The 24,888-nt window shown below is 61.5% G+C and carries 24 protein-coding genes; 15 read left to right on the top strand and 9 right to left on the bottom strand.

What is annotated here, in order from left to right; translation table 11 throughout:
• Window positions 1–77: 77 nt before the first annotated feature.
• Window positions 78–1,292, top strand: a complete 1,215-nt coding sequence (locus KR49_RS12050; RefSeq protein ID WP_052378255.1) for an aminotransferase class V-fold PLP-dependent enzyme — start codon at window positions 78–80, stop codon at window positions 1,290–1,292.
• A 38-nt stretch (window positions 1,293–1,330) separates the two neighbouring features.
• Here KR49_RS12050 and KR49_RS12045 read toward each other — a convergent pair whose 3' ends face one another.
• The 4 genes from KR49_RS12045 to yidD are packed head-to-tail and all read right to left on the bottom strand — an operon-like array spanning window position 1,331 to window position 4,575.
• Entirely contained in the window at window positions 1,331–2,437 is a 1,107-nt protein-coding gene (locus tag KR49_RS12045) for a mechanosensitive ion channel family protein (protein ID WP_052378254.1), read from the bottom strand.
• 6 nt (window positions 2,438–2,443) lie between these two features.
• On the bottom strand, window positions 2,444–3,979 hold the full coding sequence (locus KR49_RS12040) for a UDP-N-acetylmuramoyl-L-alanyl-D-glutamate--2,6-diaminopimelate ligase (RefSeq protein WP_043695867.1): 1,536 nt from the start codon (window positions 3,977–3,979) through the stop codon (window positions 2,444–2,446).
• Between the two features lie 36 nt (window positions 3,980–4,015).
• Window positions 4,016–4,297 carry a glutaredoxin family protein gene (locus KR49_RS12035; RefSeq protein WP_043695864.1) on the bottom strand — a complete coding sequence of 94 codons (282 nt, stop codon included), beginning with the start codon at window positions 4,295–4,297 and terminating at the stop codon, window positions 4,016–4,018.
• The gene (gene yidD, locus KR49_RS12030) at window positions 4,297–4,575 is read right to left on the bottom strand and encodes a membrane protein insertion efficiency factor YidD (RefSeq protein ID WP_043697492.1); all 279 of its coding nucleotides are present in this window, start codon (window positions 4,573–4,575) and stop codon (window positions 4,297–4,299) included. The genes KR49_RS12035 and yidD overlap by 1 nt, the downstream gene beginning before the upstream one ends.
• 83 nt (window positions 4,576–4,658) lie before the next feature.
• Here yidD and rpsD point away from each other — a divergent pair, with 83 nt between their 5' ends.
• The 10 genes from rpsD (at window position 4,659) to KR49_RS11990 (ending at window position 17,689) form a co-directional block, all read left to right on the top strand.
• Window positions 4,659–5,267: a 30S ribosomal protein S4 gene (gene rpsD, locus KR49_RS12025; protein WP_043695862.1), complete on the top strand. Its 609-nt coding sequence runs from the start codon at window positions 4,659–4,661 to the stop codon at window positions 5,265–5,267.
• A gap of 303 nt (window positions 5,268–5,570) precedes the next feature.
• Window positions 5,571–6,710, top strand: a complete 1,140-nt coding sequence (locus KR49_RS12020) for a fatty acid desaturase (protein ID WP_084188045.1) — start codon at window positions 5,571–5,573, stop codon at window positions 6,708–6,710.
• Between the two features lie 45 nt (window positions 6,711–6,755).
• Window positions 6,756–6,911, top strand: a complete 156-nt coding sequence (locus KR49_RS13980; RefSeq protein ID WP_156957194.1) for a hypothetical protein — start codon at window positions 6,756–6,758, stop codon at window positions 6,909–6,911.
• Window positions 6,901–8,331 carry a sodium:solute symporter family protein gene (locus tag KR49_RS12015; protein ID WP_043695856.1) on the top strand — a complete coding sequence of 477 codons (1,431 nt, stop codon included), beginning with the start codon at window positions 6,901–6,903 and terminating at the stop codon, window positions 8,329–8,331. Before KR49_RS13980 ends, KR49_RS12015 begins: the two co-directional genes overlap by 11 nt.
• The gene (locus KR49_RS13975; RefSeq protein ID WP_156957193.1) at window positions 8,328–8,477 is read left to right on the top strand and encodes a hypothetical protein; all 150 of its coding nucleotides are present in this window, start codon (window positions 8,328–8,330) and stop codon (window positions 8,475–8,477) included. The genes KR49_RS12015 and KR49_RS13975 overlap by 4 nt, the downstream gene beginning before the upstream one ends.
• Before the next feature lie 175 nt (window positions 8,478–8,652).
• Complete coding sequence (locus KR49_RS12010; protein ID WP_043695853.1) at window positions 8,653–9,768, top strand: aspartate carbamoyltransferase; 1,116 nt, start codon at window positions 8,653–8,655, stop codon at window positions 9,766–9,768.
• Window positions 9,769–9,777: 9 nt separating this feature from the next.
• Window positions 9,778–11,802: an asparagine synthase (glutamine-hydrolyzing) gene (gene asnB / locus KR49_RS12005; RefSeq protein ID WP_043695849.1), complete on the top strand. Its 2,025-nt coding sequence runs from the start codon at window positions 9,778–9,780 to the stop codon at window positions 11,800–11,802.
• Window positions 11,803–11,984: 182 nt separating this feature from the next.
• Window positions 11,985–13,184 carry a Zn-dependent hydrolase gene (locus KR49_RS12000; RefSeq protein ID WP_156957192.1) on the top strand — a complete coding sequence of 400 codons (1,200 nt, stop codon included), beginning with the start codon at window positions 11,985–11,987 and terminating at the stop codon, window positions 13,182–13,184.
• Complete coding sequence (locus KR49_RS11995) at window positions 13,181–13,885, top strand: DUF1028 domain-containing protein (protein ID WP_043695846.1); 705 nt, start codon at window positions 13,181–13,183, stop codon at window positions 13,883–13,885. The genes KR49_RS12000 and KR49_RS11995 overlap by 4 nt, the downstream gene beginning before the upstream one ends.
• A gap of 216 nt (window positions 13,886–14,101) precedes the next feature.
• Window positions 14,102–17,689: a hypothetical protein gene (locus KR49_RS11990; RefSeq protein ID WP_043695843.1), complete on the top strand. Its 3,588-nt coding sequence runs from the start codon at window positions 14,102–14,104 to the stop codon at window positions 17,687–17,689.
• Window positions 17,690–17,706: 17 nt separating this feature from the next.
• Here KR49_RS11990 and KR49_RS11985 read toward each other — a convergent pair whose 3' ends face one another.
• Genes KR49_RS11985 through KR49_RS11975 form a run of 3 tightly spaced genes read right to left on the bottom strand, consistent with a single transcriptional unit; the run spans window position 17,707 to window position 20,357 of the window.
• Window positions 17,707–17,985 carry a hypothetical protein gene (locus KR49_RS11985; protein ID WP_043695840.1) on the bottom strand — a complete coding sequence of 93 codons (279 nt, stop codon included), beginning with the start codon at window positions 17,983–17,985 and terminating at the stop codon, window positions 17,707–17,709.
• Window positions 17,975–19,750 carry a mechanosensitive ion channel family protein gene (locus KR49_RS11980; protein ID WP_052378252.1) on the bottom strand — a complete coding sequence of 592 codons (1,776 nt, stop codon included), beginning with the start codon at window positions 19,748–19,750 and terminating at the stop codon, window positions 17,975–17,977. The genes KR49_RS11985 and KR49_RS11980 overlap by 11 nt, the downstream gene beginning before the upstream one ends.
• Window positions 19,751–19,754: 4 nt before the next feature.
• Window positions 19,755–20,357 carry a nucleoside triphosphate pyrophosphatase gene (locus tag KR49_RS11975; protein WP_043695837.1) on the bottom strand — a complete coding sequence of 201 codons (603 nt, stop codon included), beginning with the start codon at window positions 20,355–20,357 and terminating at the stop codon, window positions 19,755–19,757.
• 15 nt (window positions 20,358–20,372) lie between these two features.
• On the opposite strand from KR49_RS11975, the gene KR49_RS11970 reads away from it, so the two are divergent.
• From KR49_RS11970 to KR49_RS11955, 4 genes are read left to right on the top strand one after another with little or no spacing between them, the layout of a single operon-like run.
• Window positions 20,373–20,795: an Npun_F0494 family protein gene (locus KR49_RS11970; protein WP_084188043.1), complete on the top strand. Its 423-nt coding sequence runs from the start codon at window positions 20,373–20,375 to the stop codon at window positions 20,793–20,795.
• Window positions 20,792–22,294 (top strand): cobyric acid synthase, encoded by a 1,503-nt coding sequence (locus tag KR49_RS11965; RefSeq protein WP_043695834.1) that lies wholly within the window; start codon window positions 20,792–20,794, stop codon window positions 22,292–22,294. Before KR49_RS11970 ends, KR49_RS11965 begins: the two co-directional genes overlap by 4 nt.
• Before the next feature lie 4 nt (window positions 22,295–22,298).
• Window positions 22,299–22,544, top strand: coding sequence for a 2Fe-2S iron-sulfur cluster-binding protein (locus tag KR49_RS11960; RefSeq protein WP_043695831.1), 246 nt, complete (start codon window positions 22,299–22,301; stop codon window positions 22,542–22,544).
• Complete coding sequence (locus KR49_RS11955; protein ID WP_052378251.1) at window positions 22,541–23,818, top strand: chloride channel protein; 1,278 nt, start codon at window positions 22,541–22,543, stop codon at window positions 23,816–23,818. The genes KR49_RS11960 and KR49_RS11955 overlap by 4 nt, the downstream gene beginning before the upstream one ends.
• Here KR49_RS11955 and cbbX read toward each other — a convergent pair.
• On the bottom strand, window positions 23,733–24,638 hold the full coding sequence (cbbX, locus tag KR49_RS11950; protein WP_043695828.1) for a CbbX protein: 906 nt from the start codon (window positions 24,636–24,638) through the stop codon (window positions 23,733–23,735). The two genes, KR49_RS11955 and cbbX, sit on opposite strands and share 86 nt — an antisense overlap.
• A complete protein-coding gene (locus KR49_RS11945; protein ID WP_043695825.1) occupies window positions 24,622–24,873 on the bottom strand; it encodes a 4a-hydroxytetrahydrobiopterin dehydratase in 252 nt (83 codons plus the stop codon). Before KR49_RS11945 ends, cbbX begins: the two co-directional genes overlap by 17 nt.
• Between the last annotated feature and the right edge of the window lie 15 nt (window positions 24,874–24,888).

Below are 24,888 nucleotides of genomic sequence, written 5' to 3'. Positions count from 1 at the left end.
TAGCCAAAGGCTCCGTTTCATCGATCACCGCTCAGCCCTCCATATCCATACGGTGGAGGCGCGCAGGACCCTCGGCCATGGGTGACACGAGCTCCAACCCGACCGCACACAGCTCTCTGACCTGGAAACAGCTTTGCCCTGCCCTGCAGAACAAGACCTACTTCAACTACGGCGGCCAGGGCCCGCTGCCGACCCCATCACTGGAGGCCATCACCGCCAGCTGGAAGCGCATCCAGGAGCTGGGTCCCTTCACCACGGATGTGTGGCCGTTCATCGCCGCCGAGGTCAACAGCACCCGCCGCCGGCTGGCAGAGCTCTGCGGCGTTCCCCCCCATCGGCTGGCCCTGAGTGAAAACGTCACCAGCGGATGCGTACTGCCGCTCTGGGGGCTGCCGTTTGATGCCGACGACCGCCTGCTGATCAGCGACTGCGAGCACCCGGGGGTGGTGGCGGCCTGCGTGGAGCTGGCCCGCCGCCAGGGTCTGTCGATCGACAGCCTGCCGGTGAAGCACCTGCGCGGCGACCAACCCTCCACCGATGCGGGATTGGCCGAAGCCCTGGAGCAGTCGCTCACCCCCCGCACCCGCCTGGTGGTGCTCAGCCATCTGCTCTGGAACACCGGACAGATCATGCCGATCGCCGCTGTGGCGGAACGGCTTCACCAGCACCCCCGGAAGCCCTACCTGCTGGTGGACGCCGCCCAGAGCTTCGGGCAGATCCCCGTGGCCGAGGCGGCCGCCAGGGCAGACATCTACGCCTTCACCGGCCACAAGTGGGCCTGCGGCCCGGAAGGACTGGGGGGCGTGGCCCTCTCGCAACGGGTGCTGGAGCAGGGGCAACCCACGCTGATCGGATGGCGCAGCCTGCGGGACGAGAGCAAGGCGGACCTCAGCAGCGCGGATCCGTTTCACCACGACAGTCGCCGCTTCGAGGTGGCCACCAGCTGCGTCCCTCTGATGGCAGGCCTGCGCAGCTCCCTGGACCTGATGGAGCAGCACGGCCATGCGGAGGCGCGCTGGCAGCGGATCCAGACCCTCAGCAGCGATCTATGGCAAGGGTTGTCCGCCCTGGCGGCAGTGAGCCCACTGCTCAATCAGCCGCCGGCGAGCGGACTGGTGAGCTTTCAGATCAGCAACGCTCCCGCGCCGGCAGACCTGGTGCAGCAACTGGGGCGTGACGGCATCTGGATCCGAGACCTCGCCGACCCGAGCTGCCTGCGGGCCTGCACCCACATCAGCACCAGCAACGAGGAGATCGACCGACTGATCACCGCATTAAGCACAATATCGTGACGATATATCCACAATATACTCACGATACTGTGTAAATTTCACTGTTCTGTGTCCGGGCGAGGCGCGGCGGCCTGCAGCGACTGAAAGCCAGGGGAGGCGTACAGCGTGGTGGAAGGGAAGGCGAAATCAGCCCCAGCCGCCTTCACGATGTCGGCCACCTTCAGAAACACATCCTGTTGCTGATCCAGCCACAGAGACCAATCCGTGGTCTTGGTGAAGGCATAGATCATCACGTTGATCGATGAGCTGCCCCACTGATTGAAATTCACCAGGATCGTCTTGCTCTGATCGATCGCAGGATGCTGTTGCAGCATCTGCTTCACATCACGGACGATCTGAGAGACACAGCCGAGATCTTCATAGCGCAGACTGATTTCCTCATAGATCCGACGGTGATACATCCGCCCTGGATTCTCAATCGGCGTTGTAGCAAACAATGCGTTGGGAATGAACAGAGGACGCTGATCAAATGTGCAAATGCGTGTGTGATACCAGCCAATCCGCTCCACAGTGCCTTCGAAGCTCGACACCTTGATCCAGTCACCCTCTGCAAAAGGACGGTTGAAGAACAACATCAGACCGGAGAGAAAGTTCTGGGAGATCTGCTGCGTGCCAAAGCCGATCCCGATGCCCGCACCGCCGAGAACCGCCCCCACAGCTGTAGGAGACACACCGAAGGCCACCATGATCGCTGCAAATGTGACCAGAACAATCACAATGCTGTAAATACGATCGAGCAGCGATACCATCATCGCCCGCTCCCGCTCGTTCTCAATCTCCCGCATCAGCCAGCGATTGAATGTGGCGGAATGGAGAAACTTCAGGCCGCCCACGATGAGAGCACGGCCAATCACGATCAGCACGATCGAGGTGGTCAATCGCGCCACATCGCGCTCCGTGAGAGCAGACAGATTGTGGGCAAGCAGACCGAAGATCCAGCCGACGAACAACGCCAATCCGAACCCAAGCACCAGCGGACGTCGCACCGCGCGGATCACCGGAGACCACGAGGATGTCCCCCAGCGCTCGAGCAGACGCAGCAGCAACCAGAACAGAAGCAGCACCACGGTGCCGCCCAGCAGACCCTCCGGCGTCTGCAGAAACTGGGCGTCCTTGAACAGTTCAGCCCGGTTCAGACCTTCCATTCCGGATCAGACAGCGCCAATCTGCTCTGATTCTGACCCGTGCAGCCTGGCCCGAAGAGCGTTCTCGGCCTCCTCGCGATCATCGAAGTGCACCTTGTCGGTGCCGAGGATCTGGTAATCCTCATGGCCTTTGCCCGCCACCAGCACCAGATCCTCCGGTGCTGCCGCCGCAATCGCCGCCGCGATCGCCGCTGCCCGATCGCCCTCCACCAGGCTGTCGGTACCGTCCGGGATCCCCGCCACCACATCCTCCAGGATCCGTTGCGGGTCTTCGGTGCGCGGGTTGTCGGAGGTGACCACCACCCGATCCGCCAGCCGTGCCGCGATCGACGCCATCTGAGGACGCTTGCCGCGATCCCGGTCGCCACCACAGCCGAACACGCAGATCAACCGACCGCGGCTGAAGGGACGCGAAGCCGCCAGGGCATTCTCCAGACCATCGGGGGTATGGGCGTAATCGACCAGCACCGTGGGCAGTGCGTGCGCATCGGCACCCGGCAGCAGCACCCGCTCCATCCGCCCCGGCACGCCGCGGAATCCTTCGATCGCCTCCAGCAAGGGCATCAGCGGCAACTGGCACTGCACCAGCACACCCACCGCCTGCAGCAGGTTCATCAGATTGAAACGACCCAGCAGCGGCGAGACGAACGGCCCCTCCCCCAGCGGGGTGATCAACCGGCCGCGCACCCCACGAGCCGTCATCTCCAGATCGCTCATGCGCAGCTCCGCCCCGGGATCGCTGAGGGAACTGCGCCAGCAGCGATCCCCAAGCCGTTCCGCCAGCTGCAGACCCCAGGGATCATCGCTGTTCACCACCGCGCGGGCCGGTCCTGACTGCAGCAGGGGATCGGCGAACAGGGCCGCCTTCGCCTCGAAATAAGCCTGCATCGAGGCGTGATAGTCGAGATGGTCCTGGGTGAGGTTGGTGAACACCGCAGCGGCGAAACGGCAACCGGCCACCCGCTGCTGAGCCAGGGCATGGGAACTGACCTCCATCGCCCCAAGCTGAGCCCCGGCGCTGGCGGCGGCGGCCAACTGCCCCTGCAGACGATCGGCGAAGCCGGTGGTGTGGGTGGCCGTGATGCTGTGGCCAGGCCAGCGATTCACCAACGTGCCGAACAGGGCCGTGGGGGTACCGATGGCCGTCGCCAGATGCTCGATCAGATGGGTGGTGGTGGTTTTGCCATTGGTGCCGGTGACACCGATCAGGGCCAGTCGCGAGCTGGGCTGCTCCCAGAAGGCCGCTGCCAGTTCTCCCAGCTGACGGGCCACCGGCTCGCCCACCACCACCACCGGCTCATGGGCCGCTGGCGGCAGCACCGCCGCCGCTGAAGGACCGATCACCGCCGCCGCAGCTCCCGCCTCGAGAGCCTGACGCCAGAACCGCCCCCCATCCACACGCTCTCCAGGCAATCCCAGGAACAGGGTGCCGTCCTGCACCGCCCGGGAGTCGCAGGTGATCTGCTGAAGCAGCGGATCCGGCAATCCCTCGGGGATCTGCCAAGCGACCTGGCGCAGCAGGGCGTGCAGCGTCTGGCCCATCCAAATCCCCCTGACGCGGAATGATCTGGGCACGTTCTAAGGCGGGCCGTCCGGGTTGGACAGGCGGCGTTGCAACCAGTTGAACAGGCCCTCGCCGTCCAACCGCGGCGACACCCGTGGCAGCTCTTGATCAGCGAGCGCCAGCACGGGCACCTCCAGGTCGTAGCGGGCCTTCAGCACCGGCGACACCGCAACGGCATCGATGTCGATCACCTGCAGCTCCAGATCCAGCGCAGCCAGATCCAGGTTCCGCAGCCGCGCCTCCAGTCCTTCGCAGAGGCAACACCCCCGGCGGCTGTAGAGAACCAGCGAAGACATCAGTCGGGCACCGGATCGCAGCCGCAGGGCGTGAGCGGAGTGCAGCGCAGCAGACGTTTGATCGTGAGCCAGCTGCCGCGCCAGGGTCCGTGCTTCTGAATCGCCTCCAGTCCGTAGGCGCTGCAGGTGGGGATGAAACGGCAGCGAGGGCCGGTGAGCGGCGAGATGAAGCGCCTGTAGAAGCCGATCAAGGCGAGCAACACCCAGGCCAGCGCCTGATTGAACGCCGCGATGACAGCACTGAGAGGGCTGCCGGATACAGTGGTCGATTCGTGCATGAGCGTGGGCACGGACCCATCACTGGTTCCAGCATGCCCGCCAAGACGCACGAACGGTTCACACCTTCCCATTCCATCGATCTATGTCTCGATACCGCGGCCCTCGTCTGAGGATCACGCGGCGCTTGGGAGACCTTCCCGGTCTCACCCGGAAGGCCGCAAAGCGGTCCTATCCCCCCGGTCAGCACGGCCAAGCCCGTCGCAAGCGCTCTGAATACGCGATCCGACTCGAAGAAAAGCAGAAACTCCGCTTCAACTACGGGGTCTCCGAACGCCAGCTGGTGCGTTACGTGAAGAAAGCCCGTGCCCAGGAAGGTTCCACCGGAACCAACCTGCTCAAGCTTCTGGAGAACAGGCTCGACAACGTCTGTTTCCGTCTCGGCTTCGGCCCCACCGTTCCCGGTGCCCGCCAGCTGGTGAACCACGGCCACGTGATGGTGAACGGCCGCGTCACCGACATCGCCAGTTACCAGTGCAAAACCGGTGATGTGATCGCGATTCGCGAACGCAAGGGCAGCAAGAAACTGGCCGAAGGCAACCTGGAATTCCCAGGCCTGGCCAACATTCCGCCCCACATGGAGCTGGACAAGACCAAGCTCACAGCCAAGATCGTTGGCAAGTGTGAGCGCGAATGGGTCGCCCTCGAAATCAACGAACTGCTGGTGGTGGAGTACTACTCCAGAAAGGTCTGATTTTCAGCCTGGGCCACGGCCTTGGTTTCGTTGAAAGCTCTCTCAAACTCCTGCCCCCTTGGACCAACGGTGGGCAGGAGTTTTTTCTTGAATTGACGTGTTTTTCCAGGATCATTTCAGGCATCCTCTCCGAGCAGGCAAGATGAAGAGCTCTTAACCTTTTCGGCGGAGCGGGATTGTCCAACCAAATCATGGATCAATCGATTAAGATCAATCAATACATCAAGCATTCGGCCTAAACACTTCAAACAAGCGCGCCGAACAGATCACCTCAAGACCAATAAACCATCCGAGCTCACTCTCTTGACCAGTGCCGCCACCTCAAGCCTGTCTTCAAGACCCCTGAGGCGCATTGATTTAACGATCAAGCCTTACATGGAAAGCGACGACGGCATTGCTATCTGGCAAATCGCCAGCACAGTCATCCCGTTAATTTTATGCTGCATTGCCATTGGCAATCTCACCAATCACCTGACAACAGCCTCGGTCGTTTTCACACCAATTCTGTTTGCTCTGATCGTCCTTTTTCTAAGTAGAAGTTTCTCGCTGATGCACGACTGTGGTCATCACAGCTTATTCAGATCGAAAGCTGCCAACAGATTTGCAGCCTTTCTTTTGAGCATTGTCCATGCCATGCCTCATCACCCCTGGTCAAGAGGCCATGCATTTCACCATCAACACAATGGCAATTGGAATCGATACCGAGGCCCATCTGCTCTAACGACGCTTCGCGAGTACGAAACAAAAAACAAAAGCTCCCGATTCACCTACCAACTGTTACGCCATCCACTGACTCTACTCCCGGGGGGATTTTACTATCTTGTCATCAAACCAAGAGTGGCACTCTTGTTCGGCTTCATTGAGCTGATCGCCAAAGCTTTTGCGGATACACCCCGCAAGATTTCAGCCGGACAAGCGTTCAATCCATGGCTTTACATTAAAAATCATAAGTCCAGCTTCTTCTACACAAAAGAGGAGGTTTACGACACGATTGCCAACAGCATTTGCGTTGCACTTGCCTGGTGGTGGATTGGAAGCGCAATTGGACATTGGCATTTTTGGATTTTATACGCCTCCATCATGAGCGTCAGCGCGGCCATTATGATTGCGGTTTTCTTTGTTCAACATAATTTTCCTGGGTCCTACGCGAGCGGCGAAGAAGGCTGGAGTTATTTCAAAGGCGCGATCGAGGGCTCATCATTCCTGATCATGCCCCCCGTACTCAACTGGTTTACAGCGGATATCGCCTACCATCACGTCCACCATTTGTCAGAAAGAATTCCGAACTATCGCTTGCGCACTTGCCATGAAGAGAACCGAAACAATTTCGACAACGTCACACGTCTGCAACTGCATCAACTTTGGAAGTGTTTTTCATTGATCCTTTGGGATGAGGATTCTTCTCAGCTTGCTTCCGTCAAAACCGCCGTCCCCATGGACTGAGTGAAGGACAGTGCGAATCACCTGTGAATTGGCGCACTCCTTGCTATGGACAGCAAAGCCATCGCGATGTCTTCTGTGGATGACCTGCTTTGGGCACGCATGATCTTCACGTTGGGGGCGGCGGTGACCGCGGCCACCGTGGTGATGATCGTGCGGGGCCACCTCTACTGGCGTCATCGGGAGCCCACCGATGTCCGCTGATTCCGCCCCTTTTCTGGCTCCAGGCATTGCTTGGGCTCTGGTCGTTCTGTTTTCCGTGTTGTGGGTCGCGCTGGGGATTGCCTGGGGTCGACGGGGGCAGAGCGATGCAGACGACTACATGCTGGCCGGCCGCAACATCGGGCTGGCCCTGAGCACCGCCACGTTGATGGCCTCCTGGGTCACCGGCAACACCACGCTGCTGGCTCCTGAGTTCGGGTACAAAACCGGGCTCTGGGGCATGTTCAGCTATGCCCTGGCAGGGCTTGGATTGATCCTGTTTGCCCCCCTGGCCTCTCGGATCAAGCAGCTGATGCCCAACGGGCGCACCAGCGGCGATTTCATCCGGTTGCGCTACGGGCGCCTGGCGTGGTGGGTGTTCATGGTGATCACCGCGATCTACACCCTGGGGTTTCTGATGACCCAGGCGATGGGGGCCGGACTGCTGCTGCAGGCCCTTTCAGGCTTCGACTACCACGTGGGAATGGTGGTGGTGATCGGTGTCGCCACCCTTTACACCCTGTTCGGCGGGATGCGGGCCGTGATCGGCACCGATTTCATCCAATCGCTCTTGATCATGGTGCTGCTGGCGGTGGTGGCGGTGCTCGCCTTCCGGCAGTTCCCGATGCCCGAGGTGCATGCGTCCTTGCTGGCCCGGCATCCCGATCGGCTGGATCTGCTGCTGCCGGCCGGCTTGTTGATCGCCTGGAATTCCGCCCTCTTCTCCATGGGCGAGGTGTTTCACAACAACATCTGGTGGTCTCGGGTCTTTGCCAGTCGGCGCTCGGTGGTGATGACCTCCTTCGTGCTGGGGGGGATCGCCTGGATGAGCGTGCCGATGGTGACGGGCTCCATCGGCCTGGTGGCTCTGGCCCGCGAGATCCCGCTGGAGCAGGTGAACATGGTGTTCCCCGTGATGGCGGCTGATCTGCTCGGGGCCGGAGGCGCTGCTCTGGTGTTTGTGGTGGTGTTCGCGTCGCTCACCTCCACCCTGGATTCCCTGCTGGCCTCCACCGCCGATCTTCTGGCGGAGGACGTCTACTTCCGCCTGCTGCGGCCCCAGGCCAGTGACCTGCAGCTCAAGCAGGCAGCGCGGCTGATGGTGGTGGGGTTGGCGGTCGTCACCCTGGCCCTGTCCTGGCCGCGGCTGGATTCGCTGGCGTCGGTGCTGTTCTTCACCGGTGCTCTGGTGGCCTCCACGGTCTGGCCTGTGGCGTGCGGCTTGTACTGGCGCACGGCCAACCGCACGGCTGCCATTGCGGCCATGCTCGCCGGGAGCGTTGTGGGCCTGCTCGCCTACGTGCTGATTGCGCCTTACTGCGCTGCGGTGTTTTCGGCGGCCGTGTCGGCACTCGTGATGCTGATCGGCAGTCGCCTGCGGCCGGAACGATTTGATTTCACCCTGCTTCAGGAGGAGACATGACCATCCCCACAGCCGTGATGGCCAGCTTGATCGGCCCGACCTGGTTCCAGGTGATCCTTGTCGGCAGTCAGGTGGCGCTCAGCGCGTCCGTGATTGTTCTGCTTGCCATCTGGTGGGTGGAATGGCGGAACGGACGCGTTTGGTAAAGGTTCAAAATGAACAATAAAGCGCTGTTTGTATAAATCCCTACGGTTTGTCGGTGTATTTAATTAAGAAGCTGCCTGTGCCTGGACGTAGGGGTGTCGGCGTTGTTACCGATGAAAGATGTGATTCCCGGCAGACGCACTCTGTTGTTCAACCGAGTGTTGATGCGATCCCGTTATGGCAAAGGCCAAAACTGCCGTCGCTGAGGACATCGTGGCCCCGATTCGGTTTCAGCCGATGGGTCCTGATGTGTTCGGGCATAACCACCCGGAGGAGCTGCTTTCAGCCATCGCCGAGGACGGTGTGCCGTTGCTGGATCTGGTGGACCAGCACGTGGTCTCGATCCAGGCCTTTCGATCGGAGACGCTGCTGCAGCTGTTTCGCCTGGCCGCCAAGTTCGAGAGCAATCCCGATCGCTATTGCCGTCACAACACGCCGCTCACCGGCAAGATTCTGATCAACGCCTTCTACGAACCGAGCACCCGCACCCGTCTGTCCTTCGACAGCGCCTGGCACCGGCTCGGTGGCGATTCGATCAACATCACCGATCGCAGCACCACCGGCATTGCCAAGGGTGAGTCGCTCGAGGATGTGGCCCATATGTTCAACAACTACGGCGACTGCGTGGTGCTGCGCGACAGCAACCCCGACGCCGTGTTTGCCATGACCTCAACGCTGCGGATCCCGATCATCAACGCTGGCAACGGCATCGATGAGCATCCAACCCAGGCCATGGCGGACCTGTACACCATGTTCAAGTGGCGTCCAACCCTGGCGATGCCGGAGGTTCCCGAAGCCGATCGAATCCGCATCGGCATCGTTGGGCTCCCATCGCGGATGCGCACGGTGCGCTCGCTGTTGCGGATCCTGGCCAAATTCCCCAAAGCGGTTGAGGAGGTGGTCGTGATCCATGCCTCCGGCATGGAAGCCGGAGGCAACGTCTTCGATGCAGGGCAGCTGGAGGAGCTGGAAAGCGCCGGTTTGCGCGTGCGCTGCAGCACCGATCTGCAGGGCGAGATTCCCGATCTCGATGTGGTTTACATCAATGCCATCGCCTGGGTCGGCGACACCTATGAGGTGCATGGCAATGAATTCCGGCTCACCCGCGACATGCCGTTCAAGCCGGAGGCGATCGTGTTGCATCCCCTGGCCCGCGGCCCGGAATTGAGCACCTGTCTGGATGAAACACCCCACAACTGGTATTTCAGCCAGGCCCGGGGCGCGGTGTTTCTGCGCATGGCCCTGCTCACCTGCATGGTGAACCGGGCTGAACGCGTCATGGACGTGATCTGAGGCGGGCTGATGTGCGGTATCGGAGGGGTCTTCAGTGTCAGCCAGGAACGGCGTGTCGACCCTCAGCTTCTGGTCAACATGGCGGCGATTCAGGCCCATCGCGGCCCTGATGGCTTCGGCATCGAATCCATCGAAGGGCTTGGAGTCGGCTTCTGCCATGCCCGCTTGTCGATCATCGATCTCAATGAGTCACGGGGCCGGCAGCCCTTCCTGAGCGAAGACCACCAGGTGCTGATGGCGCACAACGGAGAGTTCTATGACTTCCAGCGCATCCGTGCCGATCTCACGGCTCAAGGGATTCGTTTCAGCAGCAAGAGTGATTCCGAGATCCTGCTGCGGCTCTATCAGCAGCAGGGGTTGGAGCAGACGCTGCCGATGCTGCGGGGTGAATTCGCCTTCGCGTTGTTTGATCGCCGGGAGGACTGCCTTTATCTGGTGCGCGATCGCTTCGGGGTCAAGCCTCAGTACTGGGCGATGACCCCGGATGGCCTCGTGTTCGGCTCTGAGTTGAAGGTGCTGTTCGCACACCCGGCGGTGGAACGTCGCTTCACCTCCGATGGCCTCTTCCACCAGCTGATGCAGACGATGGTGCCCGGCACCACCGCGTTTGCCGGTGTTCATCAGGTCAAACCCGGGCATGTGCTCAAGGTGCAGAGGACGGCGGGGCGACTTGAGGTCTCTGAATGGGCTTACTGGGATGTGAATTTCCCCCGTCAGGCGGATCGGGATCGCAGCCTGGACGAAGCCCACCACATCGCTTCGGTGCGCTCGGCGCTGTTGGAGGCGGTCGAGCTTCGGATGGTGGCGGACGTTCCAGTGGGCTGTTACCTCTCGGGTGGCATCGACAGCTGTTCGATCCTGGGTCTGGCGTCGGCGGTGAGTCAGAGCCCGGTGAAGGCATTCACCATCGGATTCGACGATGCCCGCTACGACGAATCGCCGATTGCCGAGCAGATGGCTCAGGCCACCGGTGCCCAGCAGGACGTGATGCGCCTGTCCGGCCAGGAGTTGTACGGACACATGGAACAGACGCTGTGGCACACCGAGCGCACGATCTACAACACCCTTGCGGTGGCGAAGTTCTTGATGAGTCGCCACGTCAACAACGTCGATTACAAGGTGGTGATGACCGGTGAAGGCTCGGACGAGTTGTTCGGCGGCTATCCGGCGTTCCGACGGGACATGTTCCTGCATGGTCTTGACGACCTGGCCGATGACGAACGGGCGAGCTGGGAAAGCCTGCTGCAGGACTCCAATGCCCTCGTGCAGGGCGCCATGCTGGCCGCCGACCAGATCGATGATCCAGCACTGGATGCCGTGGTGGGCTTCACGCCCAGCTGTCTGCAACCCTGGCTGGCCTGCGCTCCCCTCGTTCCGGATTTGCTGGCCGATGAACATCGGCAAGCCCTCGATGGCTACTCACCGGGTCAGGCGATCGCCGATCAACTGGACCCGGAACAACTCGAGGGACGACACGCTCTGGACAAGGCCCAGTACGTCTGGATCAAAACCATGCTGGAGGGCCAGATTCTCACCTGGGGAGGGGATCGGGTCGACATGGCTCATTCGATGGAGGCGCGGCCGGCATTTCTAGATCACCATCTCGCCGAAGCTGCGGTGCAGGTGCCACCGGAGTTGCGCATCAAGGGCAAGACCGAGAAATACGTGCTGCGCGAAGCGATGGCCGGTCTGCTGCCCGAGGTGCTCTACAAGCGCGAGAAATTTGCCTTCATGGCACCGCCGGCGCACACCGAACCGGAGAAATGGCAGCAGATGAAACGGCTGGCCGATGACTACCTCAGCGACGCCGCCATCGAGACGGCGGGCCTGCTGAGCAAGACGGGAGTCCGCGCCCTGTTTGATCGTCATGAGGACCCGAGCACAACAGATGCCGAGCGGGTGCAGATGGATGCTGTGATCAACCATCTGCTGGGCGTGCAGATGCTGCATCGGATGTTCGTGGCCAGCGATCTGCCTGAGCTGGCCCGTCAGGAAGCCGATCGCCTCGGCTGGCGGACCCCCGTTCCGGCCTGAGCGGCTCCTGTCAATTCATCGATCAGGATTAAATCGTCGCGGACGCTACGGGCGGATCGGCCGAAACAAGCAACGATCGACCTCTTTGAACAGAGGTCCGGTTTTTGCTCACGGCAACAGAGCGTCTTCAGTCCGCTGAGCAGTCGGAGTTCGTTGATCCGCTCCGCTCCGATGCTGATTGGTTGCAGTGGTCCATCGAGCAACTGGCCTTACTGGGTGCCCAGGACGACGGCAGCGTCTGCCGGCGCGGCTTCACCAAGGCTGATTGCGAGGGCCGTCAACGCGTCGCCCGATGGATGGAGGAAGCGGGTCTGAGCATTCGCGTGGACGCCGCCGGCAATCTCATCGGACGTTGGGACGGTGTGGAACCAGGCCTCCCCGCACTGGTGACGGGATCACACATCGACACGGTGCCGACGGGTGGCCACTTCGATGGAGCCCTCGGTGTGCTGGCCGGGCTGGACGTGGTGCGCACCCTGAAAGCCAGCGGCCGTCGGCTTCGTCACCCCCTGGAGGTGATTGCCTTCGCCGATGAGGAGTCCACCATGGTGGGCTGCAAGGGAATGGCGGGAACGGCCAGCTTCGATCCGGCGGATTACACCACCAGCAATGGTGAGCCGATCGCCGTCAATCTCGAACGCATCGGCGGCCACTGGCCTTCGCTGGCCTCTGCCCGTCGTGACGACGCGTCGATCGCTGCCTTTCTGGAACTGCATGTGGAGCAGGGCTCAGTGCTCGAGTCCCGTGGTGATGCCATCGGCGTGGTCGACGGTGTGGTGGGGCAGCGACGCTTCAGCATCCGGATCACCGGCCAAGCCAACCATGCCGGCACCACCCCCATGGATCTCCGCCAGGACGCTCTGGTGACCGCGGCTGAGGTGGTTCTGGCCATCGAAACCCTGGCGATCCGCCATCCCGGTGACCCGGTGGCCACGGTGGGGCGCCTACAGGTCTGGCCTAATGCCGCCAACGTGGTGCCTGGATCTGTGGAGATGACAGTCGACCTCCGCGATCTCAGCCCTCAGGTGCTGGAGGAGCTGGTGGATGGATTGATGCAGAACCTCGAGACGATCGGCGAGCGGCGGCAGTGCTCGATTGCCATCGAGCCTCAGTTCGAGGTGGCTCCAACGCCGGCCGATGCTCTTGTGATCGAGGCCGTTGCGGCATCGGCTGCCGAGCTGGGTTTCAGCTACAGCCACCTGCCCAGTCGGGCCAGTCACGACGCCCAGGAACTCGGTCGCCGCTGGCCGATGGGAATGATCTTTGTGCCCAGTCGCGGTGGCCTGAGCCATTCAGCGGCTGAATTCACCAGTGCGGAGCAGTGCCGCTCAGGAGCAGCGGTGCTGCTGAAAGCACTTCTACGGCTGGATCAGATGCTGTGACCTTTTCGATCGTTGCCCGTGATGGCAGCAACGGCCGCTTTGGTGTTGCCGTGGCCACCTGCCATCTGGCGGTTGGTTCCACCGTGCCCCATATCCGCTCCGGGGTGGGGGCTGTGGCGACTCAGGCCCACACCAATCCATATCTGGGGATCTGCGGTCTGGAACGACTCGAGCAGTGTGCCGATGCCAACCGCGTGCTGGAGACGTTGCTGGTCGACGACCAGCATCGCGACCGTCGGCAATTTCATCTGATCGATCACCAGGGGCGAACCGCCTGCTGGACGGGGCCTGACTGCGGAGAGTGGGCCGGCCATCGCCACGGGCAGGACTGCTCCGTGGCTGGAAATTTCCTGGTGGGTGAGAGCGTCCTTCTCGCCATGGACGTGGCCTTTCAGACCAGTGATCCATCCTGGAAGCTCGGTCGTCGCCTGATGCACGCCCTCCAGGCCGGAGAAGCGGCCGGTGGTGATCGACGCGCTGTGTCCTCCACATCAGCAGCCCTGCAGATCAGCGGTGATGCCGCCTTCCCGCTGTTGGATCTGCGGGTCGACTACAACAACCAGGCTGTGGGTGAATTGATGGCGATTTATGAGCGCAGTCAGGATCTCTGGGCGCAGCAATGGCGAGACGAGCTCTCGGAACTGCGCACCTTGAACCGCACGGTTCAGCGTTCCTATGAGCGGCCTCGCTCCGTCAGCTGAACGCACTGCCATAGCGAATGACTCACGCATGAGGTGAGTGAACGGCACAAATCGTGCCAAAAAGAGAACAGATTTTTGTAAATCTGCAAAACAAAAACTGACACAAGCGTCGAAATCAACGTTTCCTTGACACAGAGAAGCACCTGAGTAGCCTTGTCATGACTGATGTCCAACACGCATCTAGTCGCTAGTCTTTTAATCCTTCACGCTCAAGTCATGTCACTCACGACCGAGCATCTGCTCTCTTCAGACTCCTGGCAGGGAGTCCTGAAGATGTTCGGAAACCGCTATGGGGTGATGAAAGTCTTCATTGATGAGCTTGGCGAAGAAGACAATTTTCCTTTCGAAGACCATGATTTAGAGGCGAAGGCCTTCAATCAGCAGGGCCTGGATTTCATCAAATCCACCCTTGAATCTCTTGACACAGAGCTGAATCTTGATTTTGAACTTGTAGAGACCAAAGCCGATAGCGATCTGAAGATCCATTTCGCGAACAGCCCCTCCAACTCATGGGCTTATCGAACCATCGGATACAGCTCCATTGGTGATGACATCCAGTGGACAGAAAACATCATCGTGCTTGACGCTGACTGGTGGTATGCAAGCAGCGACCAAGCCGCGGCATCAGACACCTGGGAGCACAGCGTTCCATTCCTGCACAATCTCGGCGGAGCGCTTGGACTGGAATATGTGAACAACGCGAACGATGGAGACTCCTTTGGTGGAGACGAGAACAATCCCACCACCGAGGAAAGTCTGATGGCGTGGGGCCGCCCGGAGAGCGGCTACACCCAGACTGAATTTCAAGCCATCGACATCGAAGCCCTCCAGGCCATCTGGGGTGTGGAAGACAACTCCGACAACTACGACACGGGAGATCTCTCATTCTCCATTCTTCAGTCGCCAGCCATCGGTGACACGCTCAGCGTGATTGTTGAGCAGGACGATCCAGATGGTCTGAACGAGATCACCAACCATTACTGGCAAGGCAGTCTCGATGCCGGCCAGACATGGACTCCCCTCGGGTACAGCTCAGAACTGCCCATTGGCAAATGGCATGAGAATTATCAGATCAGATTGCAACTCACTTATGAAGACGGCCATGGTTTCACGGAACGTGTCACCAGCAATGTTGCAGACGCCATTGGGGTGGATGACTCTGTCTCAGCACTCCAGGCAGACCCTCACCTGCTGAGCACAGACAGCTTCATCAAAGACCTGCAATCCTTTGGCAGTCGTTACGGCAATTTAAACATCTTCATTGATCAATCCGCGGAAACAACCACGTTCCCCTTCGATAACGACAGTCTCACGGCTCAACCGATCACAGAGAAAGGGGTCAGCTACATCCGGGAGACTCTAGAAACACTGGATCCTCTGCTGGAGCTTGATTTCACCATTGTCGACAACAGAGATAACAGCGATCTCTCGATCCTGTTTGCCGAGCACGCACAACAGAATGGCTGGGGAGGAAGCAGCTCGGGATACCATTACGTGAATGACAGTATTGAATGGACGTCAAACGACATCGTTTTATACAGCAACTGGTGGTATGCCGAGTCAGACCACGCAGCAGCATCTGAATCCTGGGAGTACAGCGTTCCGTTCTTGCATCTGCTAGGGCAAAGACTCGGACTCGAGTCGATCACCAATACAACTGATGGAGACAGCTTTGGTGACAACCAGCTGCCAACAACAGAATCCAGCTTGATGGCCTTCGGATACCCACAAGAATCAGGGTATACACAAACGTTCTACCAGGACATCGACATCGAGGCCCTGCAGATGATCTGGGGCGAGGAAGGCAACAAATCCGGTTACGACACAGGCGATCTAGATATCAGCATCGATCCTGATCCCGTCCAAAGCATCATCCTGACGCGAGAGCCGCAGTTTCCTTACGATATCGCTGCTCCCGACGTGTACTCAGATCATGAAGCGGGAACGTCGGTTGGCACCCTATCCACGGGGCTGACTCTCAAAAGTGATATCTCGAGTGACGATCCAGATGGATACAGCGACTATGAAAAGAAAAGCCGGCCAGGGAGTTGGCGAGCTCCTCGCACCAGGGACAAGCAATACACATGGGAAGCCAGTTATGACGGTGGTGAACAGTGGCATTCAATTGCTGCAACCCAGGACCTTCAGCTGCAGCCCTGGCATCAAAACGCTCAGTTCAAAGTCACCACCAACTACCTCGATGGGCATGGCTTCAAGGAAACCGTCGTCAGTGATAGCTCCACTGATCCCCTCACCATTGATCTTGGAGATGCACCAAGTGGGTGGGAGATCTATCTGCTTCCTTCAACACAAAATATAGATGCCTTCAATTTCTACACCTCCAACGAAAGCAAGATCAACGTCTGGATTGATACTGAGGGAGAGAGCACTGAATTGTGGGGCGGAAGATGGCACGACAGCTTTCCGGGTGGCACAAAATCAATCACAGCCATACCAATTGCCGAGGAAAATCAGAACGATATTCAAAATGTCTTCAACAGGCTCAACGACCTTCTCGATATTGAATTCGTTCTGGTTGATACACCTCAAAATCAAGAGCTGACACTACGGATCAACGGTCGCAAGGAAGAAGACACCGATGGCTGGAGCTTTGGTGGATACACCTGGTTCTATACAACAGACGAAGATGGCAATTTAACGGGTGTCGACATTCCCTACATGGATGTCTCGATGACCATCTTTGAGGATGGCTTATTTGACTATCACACCCTGCTTCATGAAATCGGGCATGCCCTCGGTCTCGATCACCCGATGCAAAACAACGGCGGCTCCAAGGCCACTGGCGACATGTTTTTCCCGACCCATGTCGAAACAGTCATGGCCTACAACAGGGGCCTCTATGATCATCCCAATGACAAAGACAAGTCAGAGATCTGGTTCACTGATGCTGACATGCACTCCCTGCAAGCGCTTTGGGGGGACGGCAACGGTGAGTTCCCTGTTTTCGCAACAGAAGAAGACACTCAAGCGGCAAACACTCATACCTACGCCTTGACCTCCGGCAACGGAGACACAGACAACAGTCTCTTTGAGGTTCAAGGCAATCAGCTGTTGCTTATGGAAACTCCTGAAAACGGCGATCAAATGACATATTCCATTCGTCTTCGGGCAACTGATCTCGACGGCAACACAATAGACCAACCAGTCGTGATTAATTCCTTCCAACGACAAGAGTATGAAGATCATACCCATGGCGACGATGATCATCAAGAAGCGGACGACGACACCGCTGAGGTAGTCGAAGACGTGGACGACACAGATGACGAACTGCAAGAAGACGACCAGCACGACAATGATCACTCCAATGATTCACTTCCCACCGATGTGGATGGAGACGGATCCTTCCATCCGCTCAGCGATGGGCTGCTGATCAGCTCCGCTGCTCAGGCGATCGAAATTGCTGCCGAAACCGAATCACAACCTGTTTCTTACAACCGCAATCTCCATGACCAACTAATCAACCCGAACGGCTCACGCAACACCACAGATGCGGCCAAGGGCTTCATCAAAGACGCCATCACCAGTGGATCACTGGATCGCAACAACAACAGCGTGCTGGATCTGCAGGATGCCCAGCGGATTCTTCGCGATGGGCTGGGGACCTACCCGGGTGATGCCGCAACCGCTGGTTTGCGGGAACCCCCCGTTCCTGCCGGCACCACCAACTCCGAGCTGATCAACGAGCAGGAGCAGCTGGATGCCCTCGATGATTCACTCGAGGCCATTGCCCTGATGGCGGAGGCTGGACCTAATTTCCTGACTGGGCATGGGGGAGGTTCATAGCTGATTGCAGCTCCGGTTCAGCGGCGCGCCCCCTTGGACGTGACCGTGTCGTTTCGGCGTCGACCGTGACGGAGCCACTGATACTCCGCCTCGGACAGTTCATTCAGCCTCAGGAACCGGTTCAAGCGCCAGGAATAACGCAGGGCTCCCAGCAGGGCATAGAGACCCAGCACCAGGGCGGCGTACAGCAGTGCATGCGCCGGCTCGAGTTCAACCGCGATCAACCGCGTGAAGCCGATCACCATCAACCCAGCCACCACCAGGCTGACCAGCACCCTCAGCAGATCAGCGCACATCAGCGGGTGGGAGTGACGGCATGAGTTCCAGACCATCGGCGATCTGAACCCCACGGCGATGCAGCGCCTGCAGTGCCCGGCGCTGGAATTCCCGCTCGGTAGCCCACTGCTCGCCAACCCGGGTGATCAGCAGCACCTGCATGTGCACTCCGAGGGCAGTGCTGCGCTTGACGCCCCGCAGCACCGGTTCCCCGATCAGGCGCGCTGACCAGATCGGATCCCTCCTGAACGCATCGATCTCCTCAGACAGCACCTCAAACACGGTCTCGAGGTCCTGCTGGCGATGGGAGATCAGCAACGTCACCAGACTTCCGGAGCGCAGCTTCGTGTGGTTACGCAGTTGCTGAATCAGGGCGTTGTTGAGGATGTGCACCCGTTGATCCAGGCAGCGCACCTGGGTGCTGAACAGCCCCACATCGATCACCTCGCCCTCGTGATCGTCCACTTCGATCCAGTCGCCGATCGCGTAGCGATCCTCCAGAAGCATCACCAGTCCGGCGGTGAAATCGCGCAACAGTCCCTGAAACACCAGGGCCAGGGCGCCGAGCAAGGCGCCGCCGGCCAGCACCAACGACACGGACGTGGAACGGACACCGGGAATATCCAGCAGGATCCACAGACCCACCGCCAGAACCCCGAGCACATTGATCAGCCGGTGGCAGACCCGCACCAGACTGCGGTAGCGCTGCTGGCGGCGGGCCAGCTCGTGCTGGGCCACATCCACATCCAACGCCCACTGGCTGAGCAGAAAGGTGGTGAGACCGCGCAGCAGCAGCGTCACCGCCGTGACCACCAGAAACTTGCCCAGTGCATAGGTGGGCTGCAACAGCAGTTCGATCCCGAGAGGCACCTGACCCGGAATGGCCATCACGCCGAGCCCCAGCATCAGCACCGCCTCACAGATCAACAGCAGCAGCACCGCGATCGCCAGCGCCTGCTCCACATGCAGACGCAGCTCCACCCGATGATCAGCTCTGCGCTGCTCCCGCAGTTCCCGCTGCAAGCGGGCGATGCGTTGGCGCATGCGGTTCCAGAGGAACACCGTGGCGGCGGTGAGGCCAGCCAGCAGCAGTTCCAGCACCAGGAGTAGACGCCAGCGCCGGACAAGCCGGTCCGGCGCTGACACCTTCCGGGCAAAGTTGATGCGATCTTCCAGCCGACGACGCCACACCTGAGCCAGCGCCAGTTCCCGGGCGCCGTTGATCTCCGCGTCGGCCTTGGTGACGGTGAGCAGCGGGAACGGATTCACCCGCCCGGGCAGCCGCGCCGCCAGTTGATACAACCCATTGCTCTCCCGCACCACCTCGAGGCTGATCGGCGCTCCGGAGCGTTCGAGGCCATAGCGCTGAAACGCGGCACAGACCCTGGAATCTCCGCGCAGCACCTGGTCCAGGAGCCATTCACTCACCCGCTCACTGAAGCTGCAGATCTGGTTGGGGTCGTACAGAGCCCGCAGGTTGCCCTCGATCACGCTGGCCCGGCTGGAGGCATGAATCACCGGCCGGCCATCGATGGTCACCGGGCTGGCCACCGAAATCACCGGGATTCCCTGAATCCGCACCTTGGCCAGCTCGAACTTGCCCTCGAAGGTGGTGTTGGCATCAGCCCCCGTCGCCGCCGAGGGCTTCGGAGCTCCGAGGGGCACCAGATCCATCAGCGTGGTGCCGCCCGCCGGCGACCAACCACCGCTCAGCCAGGGCAGCAGCAGGGCCGACAGCAACAGCGGCACCAGCCAGGAATGCAACCGTCGCGCCAGGGCGGACAAGGGTTCAGCCGGAAATTTCAGAGCTCATTTTGGTCATGCCGGCGCCAAGCGCGCTGCGCAGCCAGGGCAGGCTGAGGCCGATCACATTCGAATAGCAGCCGTCCAGAGCGGCGATGCACAGGCCGCCGCGGCCTTCCAGCGCGAAACCACCGGCGCATTGCAGCGGTTCCCCGCTGGCCACATAGGCGGCGATCTCCTCCTCACTGAGTGGTGCGAACAGCACCCCCGTGCCGATGCAGGCCAGCCGGGGGAGCCCGGATCCGGCGGGCCCGGGCAGCAGGCAGTGACCGGTGAGCAGCTCACCACGAGCTCCGGCCATCCGTCGCCAGCGAACCCTGGCCTCCTCCGCATCCGCCGGCTTGCCGAACACCTCCCCGTCGAACACCAGAAGCGAGTCGCAGCCGAGCACGGCTGTGATCGGTGCCGCGGGATCCAGCTGATCCCGCACGGCACTGGCCTTGGCCTGCGCCAGCAGCTGCACCAGCTGCGATGGATCCGGATGCTGGATGCCGCTCTCATCAACCCCGCTCACCTGAACGCGATGGGGAATGCCCGCCTGCTCGAGCAATCGGCGGCGGGCCGGGGATGCCGAGGCGAGCAGCAGCATGAAACCGGGTGATCGTTGCTGCTCCGTAGGCTGCCAGCGACGGGGATCCCTGCCATCAACCCTCCCACCGACCTGCTGGATCAACGCAGCCATGCCCGGGCGATGCGTTCGATGCGCTGCCTGCCGTTCAGCGCGCCTCTGTACAGGGAGCTGCAGATGCGCGGTCTGGATGCCGCCGCGATCTGGAATGAGCGATCCCGCTATGCCAAAACAGAGCGCTGGCCCCGCAGTGCCGAAGCACTGGAGGATGATCTGCGCTGGCTGATCACCGTCGGCGTGCTGCGGCGCGAGGTGGATGGCCAGGGGCTGACCAGTCGGTTCCGGCTGACACCGCTCGGTCGTCATTTGCTCGACGAACAGCCCGATCAGCTCGATCGGGCCACTTCCATCGGCGAGCGACTGCGCCAGGCGCTGCGCCGGCGCTGGCCCCTGGCATGAGCAGCGGCTCCCCCCGGCCGCTGATGGTGCTCGGCACCTCCAGCGGCGCCGGCAAATCGCTGATGACCGCCGCGCTCTGCCGGGTGCTGCGGCGCCGCGGTGAGCAACCGCTGCCCTTCAAGGGGCAGAACATGAGCAACAACGCCTGGGTCGACGCCGATGGAGGCGAGATGGCCTACTCCCAGGCAATGCAGGCCTGGGCCGCGGAACTGGAACCCTGCTGCGCCATGAACCCGGTGCTGCTCAAGCCGCGGGGCGACAGCACCAGCGAGGTGATCCATGGTGGCCGCAGTGTCGGCACCGCCCGCGCCGAGCATTACTACCGGGACTGGTTCCGTCCCGGCTGGCAGGCAATCCGCAGCGGACTGACGGAACTGCAGCAGCGATGGCCACAGGGACGGCTGGTGCTGGAAGGGGCCGGCAGTCCGGTGGAGGTGAATCTGCAGCGGCGCGATCTCACCAACCTGCGCCTGGCCCAGTATCTGCGCGCCCACTGTCTGCTGGTGGCCGACATCGAACGCGGCGGTGTGTTCGCGCAGATCGTGGGCACCCTGGCTCTGCTGCGTCCAGTGGAACGGCCGCTGATTCGAGGCATCCTGATCAACCGCTTCCGAGGCCGGCGGGAACTGTTCGATCAAGGGCGCAGCTGGCTGGAGCAGCACACGGGCATTCCGGTTGTGGGGGTGATGCCCTGGCTGAACGATCTGTTTCCGCCTGAAGACTCGCTCGATCTGCTGGAGCGGAGGCCGACAAGGGGCCCGGTCGATCTGGAGATCGCCGTGCTGAAGCTGCCCTCGATCAGCAACTTCTCCGATCTGGATCCGCTGGAGGCGGAGAGCAGCGTGCGGCTGCGCTGGGTCGCGCCCGGGGAAGCGCTGGGCACGCCGGACGCGGTGATTCTTCCCGGCAGCAAACAGACGCTGCGGGATCTGCAGGCCATGCGCAGCAGCGATCTGGCGAAGCAGCTGGTGGGCTATGCCGCCCGGGGCGGATCGGTGCTGGCCATCTGTGGCGGAATGCAGCTGCTGGGAGAGCAGCTCGACGACCCCGAAGGAGTGGAGGGGGGCGAGGGTTCCGGCCCCTGGGCCGGACTGGGGCTGCTGCCGTTGATCACGCGTTTCGGAGGCGAGAAGGCCCTGCGCCAGCGCAAGGTGCAGGCGCTCTGGCCGGAACCGATCCCGATCAGCGGCTTCGAGCTGCATCACGGCAGCACCCGCGCCACCGATTCACTCGCGCCCCTGACAGACGAGGCCGGCCTGGGCTGGTGGACGCCCACCAGGGGCGGTGGAAGCATCACCGGCAGCTATCTGCATGGACTGCTCGACAACGGACCCTGGCGACGTCACTGGCTGAATCAGCTGCGCCAGCGCAGACAACTAGAGCCCCTGGCCACGGATCGGCCCCACCACGGTGACCACCGTGACCAGCTGCTCGACCGACTCGCCGATGCCTTCGAGCAGCATGTGGACCTGACGCCTCTGCTCGACGCAGAAGGATGAATCGATGACGGACCGACGCATCACCATCACATGGCCGAACGGACACGTCACTGACGTGCTCGTGGGCAGTGACTGGCTGCCGTCTGCCGCGACCGCCGGCGTCAGCATTCCCACGGGGTGTCTCGGCGGCAGTTGCGGAGCCTGTGAGATCGAAGTGAACGGCAAGGTGGTGCGGGCCTGCATCAGCACGGTTCCGCCGTCAAAATCCGGGGAACTCACGGTGGAGTTCGCCACCGATCCCCACTGGTGACCAGATTTCAACTGCGCCTGATGGCTCTGCTCACCGGCGCGATCAGCGGTGCGGCCGTCGCCCTGACCATGGGCGTGATCGCCTGGCTGACCCGGATGCTCTGGGGTGATCCGGTGGAGGAGGGTCTGGAACGCCAGATCCCGCTGCTCTGGTCGATGGGAGTTTGCGGCGGCGTCGGCGTGGCGCTTGCACTGCTCCATCGCCGCGGCCCGGCAACCCTGCTGCCGGAACTGCCCGAAACCATCCAAGAGCTGCGCCACCCGGAAACCGCACCCCGACGCAGAGACGGGCACGCGATTCTGGGCGCAAGTCTGAGCCTGGTGGGTGGCGGCAGCGTGGGGCCGGAGGCGTTGATGACCCGGCTGGCCACGTTGATCAGCCAACGCATCTGGAAGGGACGGGACCAAGACCTCCAGCTGGCCACGGTGGCGGGCAGCCTCGGCATGTTCGGCTTGCCCTTGCTGGGGGGGGCTGTGGTCCATGACGGAACGCCGAAATCCAGCGCCGGCGGATCCGGGCAACGGTCGTTGATCGATCGCTGGATCCCAGGCTCCCTCGGGGGAATCGCCGGTTTCGCCGCCTTCCACGGCATGGAGGAGGTCAGTGGCGGATCGCTGCGGCAACTGCCTTACAGCTGGCCCAGCAACCTCGGGGAAGACCTGGGCAGCCTGAGCGCCGGTCTGCTGGCCGGCGTGGCGGGCTGGGGCCTCGGCTGGCTGCTGCTGCACTGGCGCACCTGGCTGGAGCAGCGGCAGTTGTTGGCCCACTGGCCCTGGTGGCCGGTGGTGACCGGACTGCTGCTCGGCGTCTGGATGCACTGGCTGCCGCTGGTGCCCTTCGCTGGGGAAGATCAGCTGAAACCGTTGCTGGAGGGCATGAACACCAGCGAAGCAGTGGTGCTGATCCTTTCCGGCCTGATCAAGCTTGGGATGCTGGGCCTCTGCCTGGAAACGGGCTGGCGCGGCGGCATCTTTTTCCCTGTGTTTCTGATCGCCTGTGCCGTCGGCTCCGGACTGCATGAACTCAGTCCAGGCATCGGTTCCCTCGGCAGCTGGTGCGGCGGCGTCACCGGAGCCTTGTATGCCACCGTGCTGCGCTCACCGCTGGTGGCCCTCCTGCTCGGCGTGGCGCTGCTGCAAGGCCATGGAGCCACGGCCGTTCTGCTCGGGGTTGCCGTGGCCTGGCTGATCACGCACCGCTCACCTCGGGATGGTGGCCCTCCACCTCTCCCTGAAACACCCGGCTCGCGCGGATATCAGCAGCCTCCAGCGTGATCAGATCGTCCCGGGTGAGCGCTTCTCCCATCCGGGCGAACAGACGGTTGGCCTGCCGCAACCGGGCCCGGTCGATCGCATTCCTGATCGACCGGGCGTTGGCGAAAAACGGCAGCTGCCGCCGACGGGCGACGTACTCCACAAACGCCTCACTGGCCTCCGCGCTCAAGCGGTAGTGCTGGGCCTCCAACAGCAGTCCGGCGATCGCCAGAAGTTCGCTGTCGCTGTAGTCGGGGAAATCAAGGTGGTGGGCCACCCGGGAGGAGAGCCCGGGGTTGGAGCTGTAGAAGGTCTCCATCCGGTCCTTGTAGCCCGCGAAGATCACCACCACATCACTGCGGCGGCTCTCCATCTCCTGCAGCAGGATCTCAATCGCCTCGGCGCCGTAATCCCGTTCGTTGTCCGGCTTGTAGAGGTAATACGCCTCATCGATGAACAGCACGCCCCCCTGGGCGCGCTTGAGCATCTCTTTGGTCTTGGGGGCGGTGTGCCCCACGTACTGGCCCACCAGGTCATCGCGTGTGGCGGTGACCACATGACCTTTTCGCAGATAGCCGAGGCGGTGGAGGATCTGCGACATCCGCTGCGCCACGGTGGTCTTGCCGGTACCAGGGCGTCCGGTGAAGGACATGTGCAGGCTCGGCGCCGTGCTGGGCAGCTCCAGCTGCTGGCGTGCCTGGTCCACCAGAAGCAGGGCGGCGATCTCGCGGATGCGTGTTTTCACCGGCTTCAGGCCGATCAGCTCCCGATCCAGCTGTTCGAGCACCTCAGCGACTCCGGAGTCGGCGTAGGCCGCCGCCAGATCAACCGAGGAGACCATCGATCTGGGCCGCGAAAGCCCGGTCGGATTCACTCAACTGCGGGTCATCGCCCTCATCACCAGGCCGCAGGGTGATGTTCACGTAGGTCCGCCCGAAGCTGATGTCCGGAAAACGCTGGGCGGCCTCACTGTGCTCCCCGAGCCGGTCAAGGAAATCACGGGTGGCGCTGTAGCTGTCGAACTCAAAACGACGTTCCAGGCAGACCGGCCGCTTGCGTTCTTGCCACTGATCCATTGTCACCACTGGGCC

This window comes from Synechococcus sp. KORDI-49 (genome assembly GCF_000737575.1).
GTDB lineage: Bacteria > Cyanobacteriota > Cyanobacteriia > PCC-6307 > Cyanobiaceae > Parasynechococcus.
This window is presented reverse-complemented; position numbering and strand designations above follow the sequence as displayed.

Coding starts and splice junctions, on each gene's coding strand:
- rpsD (WP_043695862.1), top strand. CDS start 4,659: ATGTCTCGATACCGCGGCCCTCGTCTGAGGATCACGCGGCGCTTGGGA.
- cbbX (WP_043695828.1), bottom strand. CDS start 24,638: ATGGTCTCCTCGGTTGATCTGGCGGCGGCCTACGCCGACTCCGGAGTC.
- KR49_RS11965 (WP_043695834.1), top strand. CDS start 20,792: ATGAGCAGCGGCTCCCCCCGGCCGCTGATGGTGCTCGGCACCTCCAGC.
- KR49_RS11990 (WP_043695843.1), top strand. CDS start 14,102: ATGTCACTCACGACCGAGCATCTGCTCTCTTCAGACTCCTGGCAGGGA.
- KR49_RS11960 (WP_043695831.1), top strand. CDS start 22,299: ATGACGGACCGACGCATCACCATCACATGGCCGAACGGACACGTCACT.
- KR49_RS13980 (WP_156957194.1), top strand. CDS start 6,756: ATGGACAGCAAAGCCATCGCGATGTCTTCTGTGGATGACCTGCTTTGG.
- yidD (WP_043697492.1), bottom strand. CDS start 4,575: ATGCACGAATCGACCACTGTATCCGGCAGCCCTCTCAGTGCTGTCATC.
- KR49_RS12040 (WP_043695867.1), bottom strand. CDS start 3,979: ATGGGCCAGACGCTGCACGCCCTGCTGCGCCAGGTCGCTTGGCAGATC.
- KR49_RS12050 (WP_052378255.1), top strand. CDS start 78: ATGGGTGACACGAGCTCCAACCCGACCGCACACAGCTCTCTGACCTGG.
- KR49_RS12045 (WP_052378254.1), bottom strand. CDS start 2,437: ATGGAAGGTCTGAACCGGGCTGAACTGTTCAAGGACGCCCAGTTTCTG.
- KR49_RS13975 (WP_156957193.1), top strand. CDS start 8,328: ATGACCATCCCCACAGCCGTGATGGCCAGCTTGATCGGCCCGACCTGG.
- KR49_RS12010 (WP_043695853.1), top strand. CDS start 8,653: ATGGCAAAGGCCAAAACTGCCGTCGCTGAGGACATCGTGGCCCCGATT.
- KR49_RS11945 (WP_043695825.1), bottom strand. CDS start 24,873: ATGGATCAGTGGCAAGAACGCAAGCGGCCGGTCTGCCTGGAACGTCGT.
- KR49_RS11985 (WP_043695840.1), bottom strand. CDS start 17,985: ATGTGCGCTGATCTGCTGAGGGTGCTGGTCAGCCTGGTGGTGGCTGGG.
- KR49_RS12035 (WP_043695864.1), bottom strand. CDS start 4,297: ATGTCTTCGCTGGTTCTCTACAGCCGCCGGGGGTGTTGCCTCTGCGAA.
- KR49_RS12015 (WP_043695856.1), top strand. CDS start 6,901: ATGTCCGCTGATTCCGCCCCTTTTCTGGCTCCAGGCATTGCTTGGGCT.
- asnB (WP_043695849.1), top strand. CDS start 9,778: ATGTGCGGTATCGGAGGGGTCTTCAGTGTCAGCCAGGAACGGCGTGTC.
- KR49_RS11975 (WP_043695837.1), bottom strand. CDS start 20,357: ATGCTGCTGCTCGCCTCGGCATCCCCGGCCCGCCGCCGATTGCTCGAG.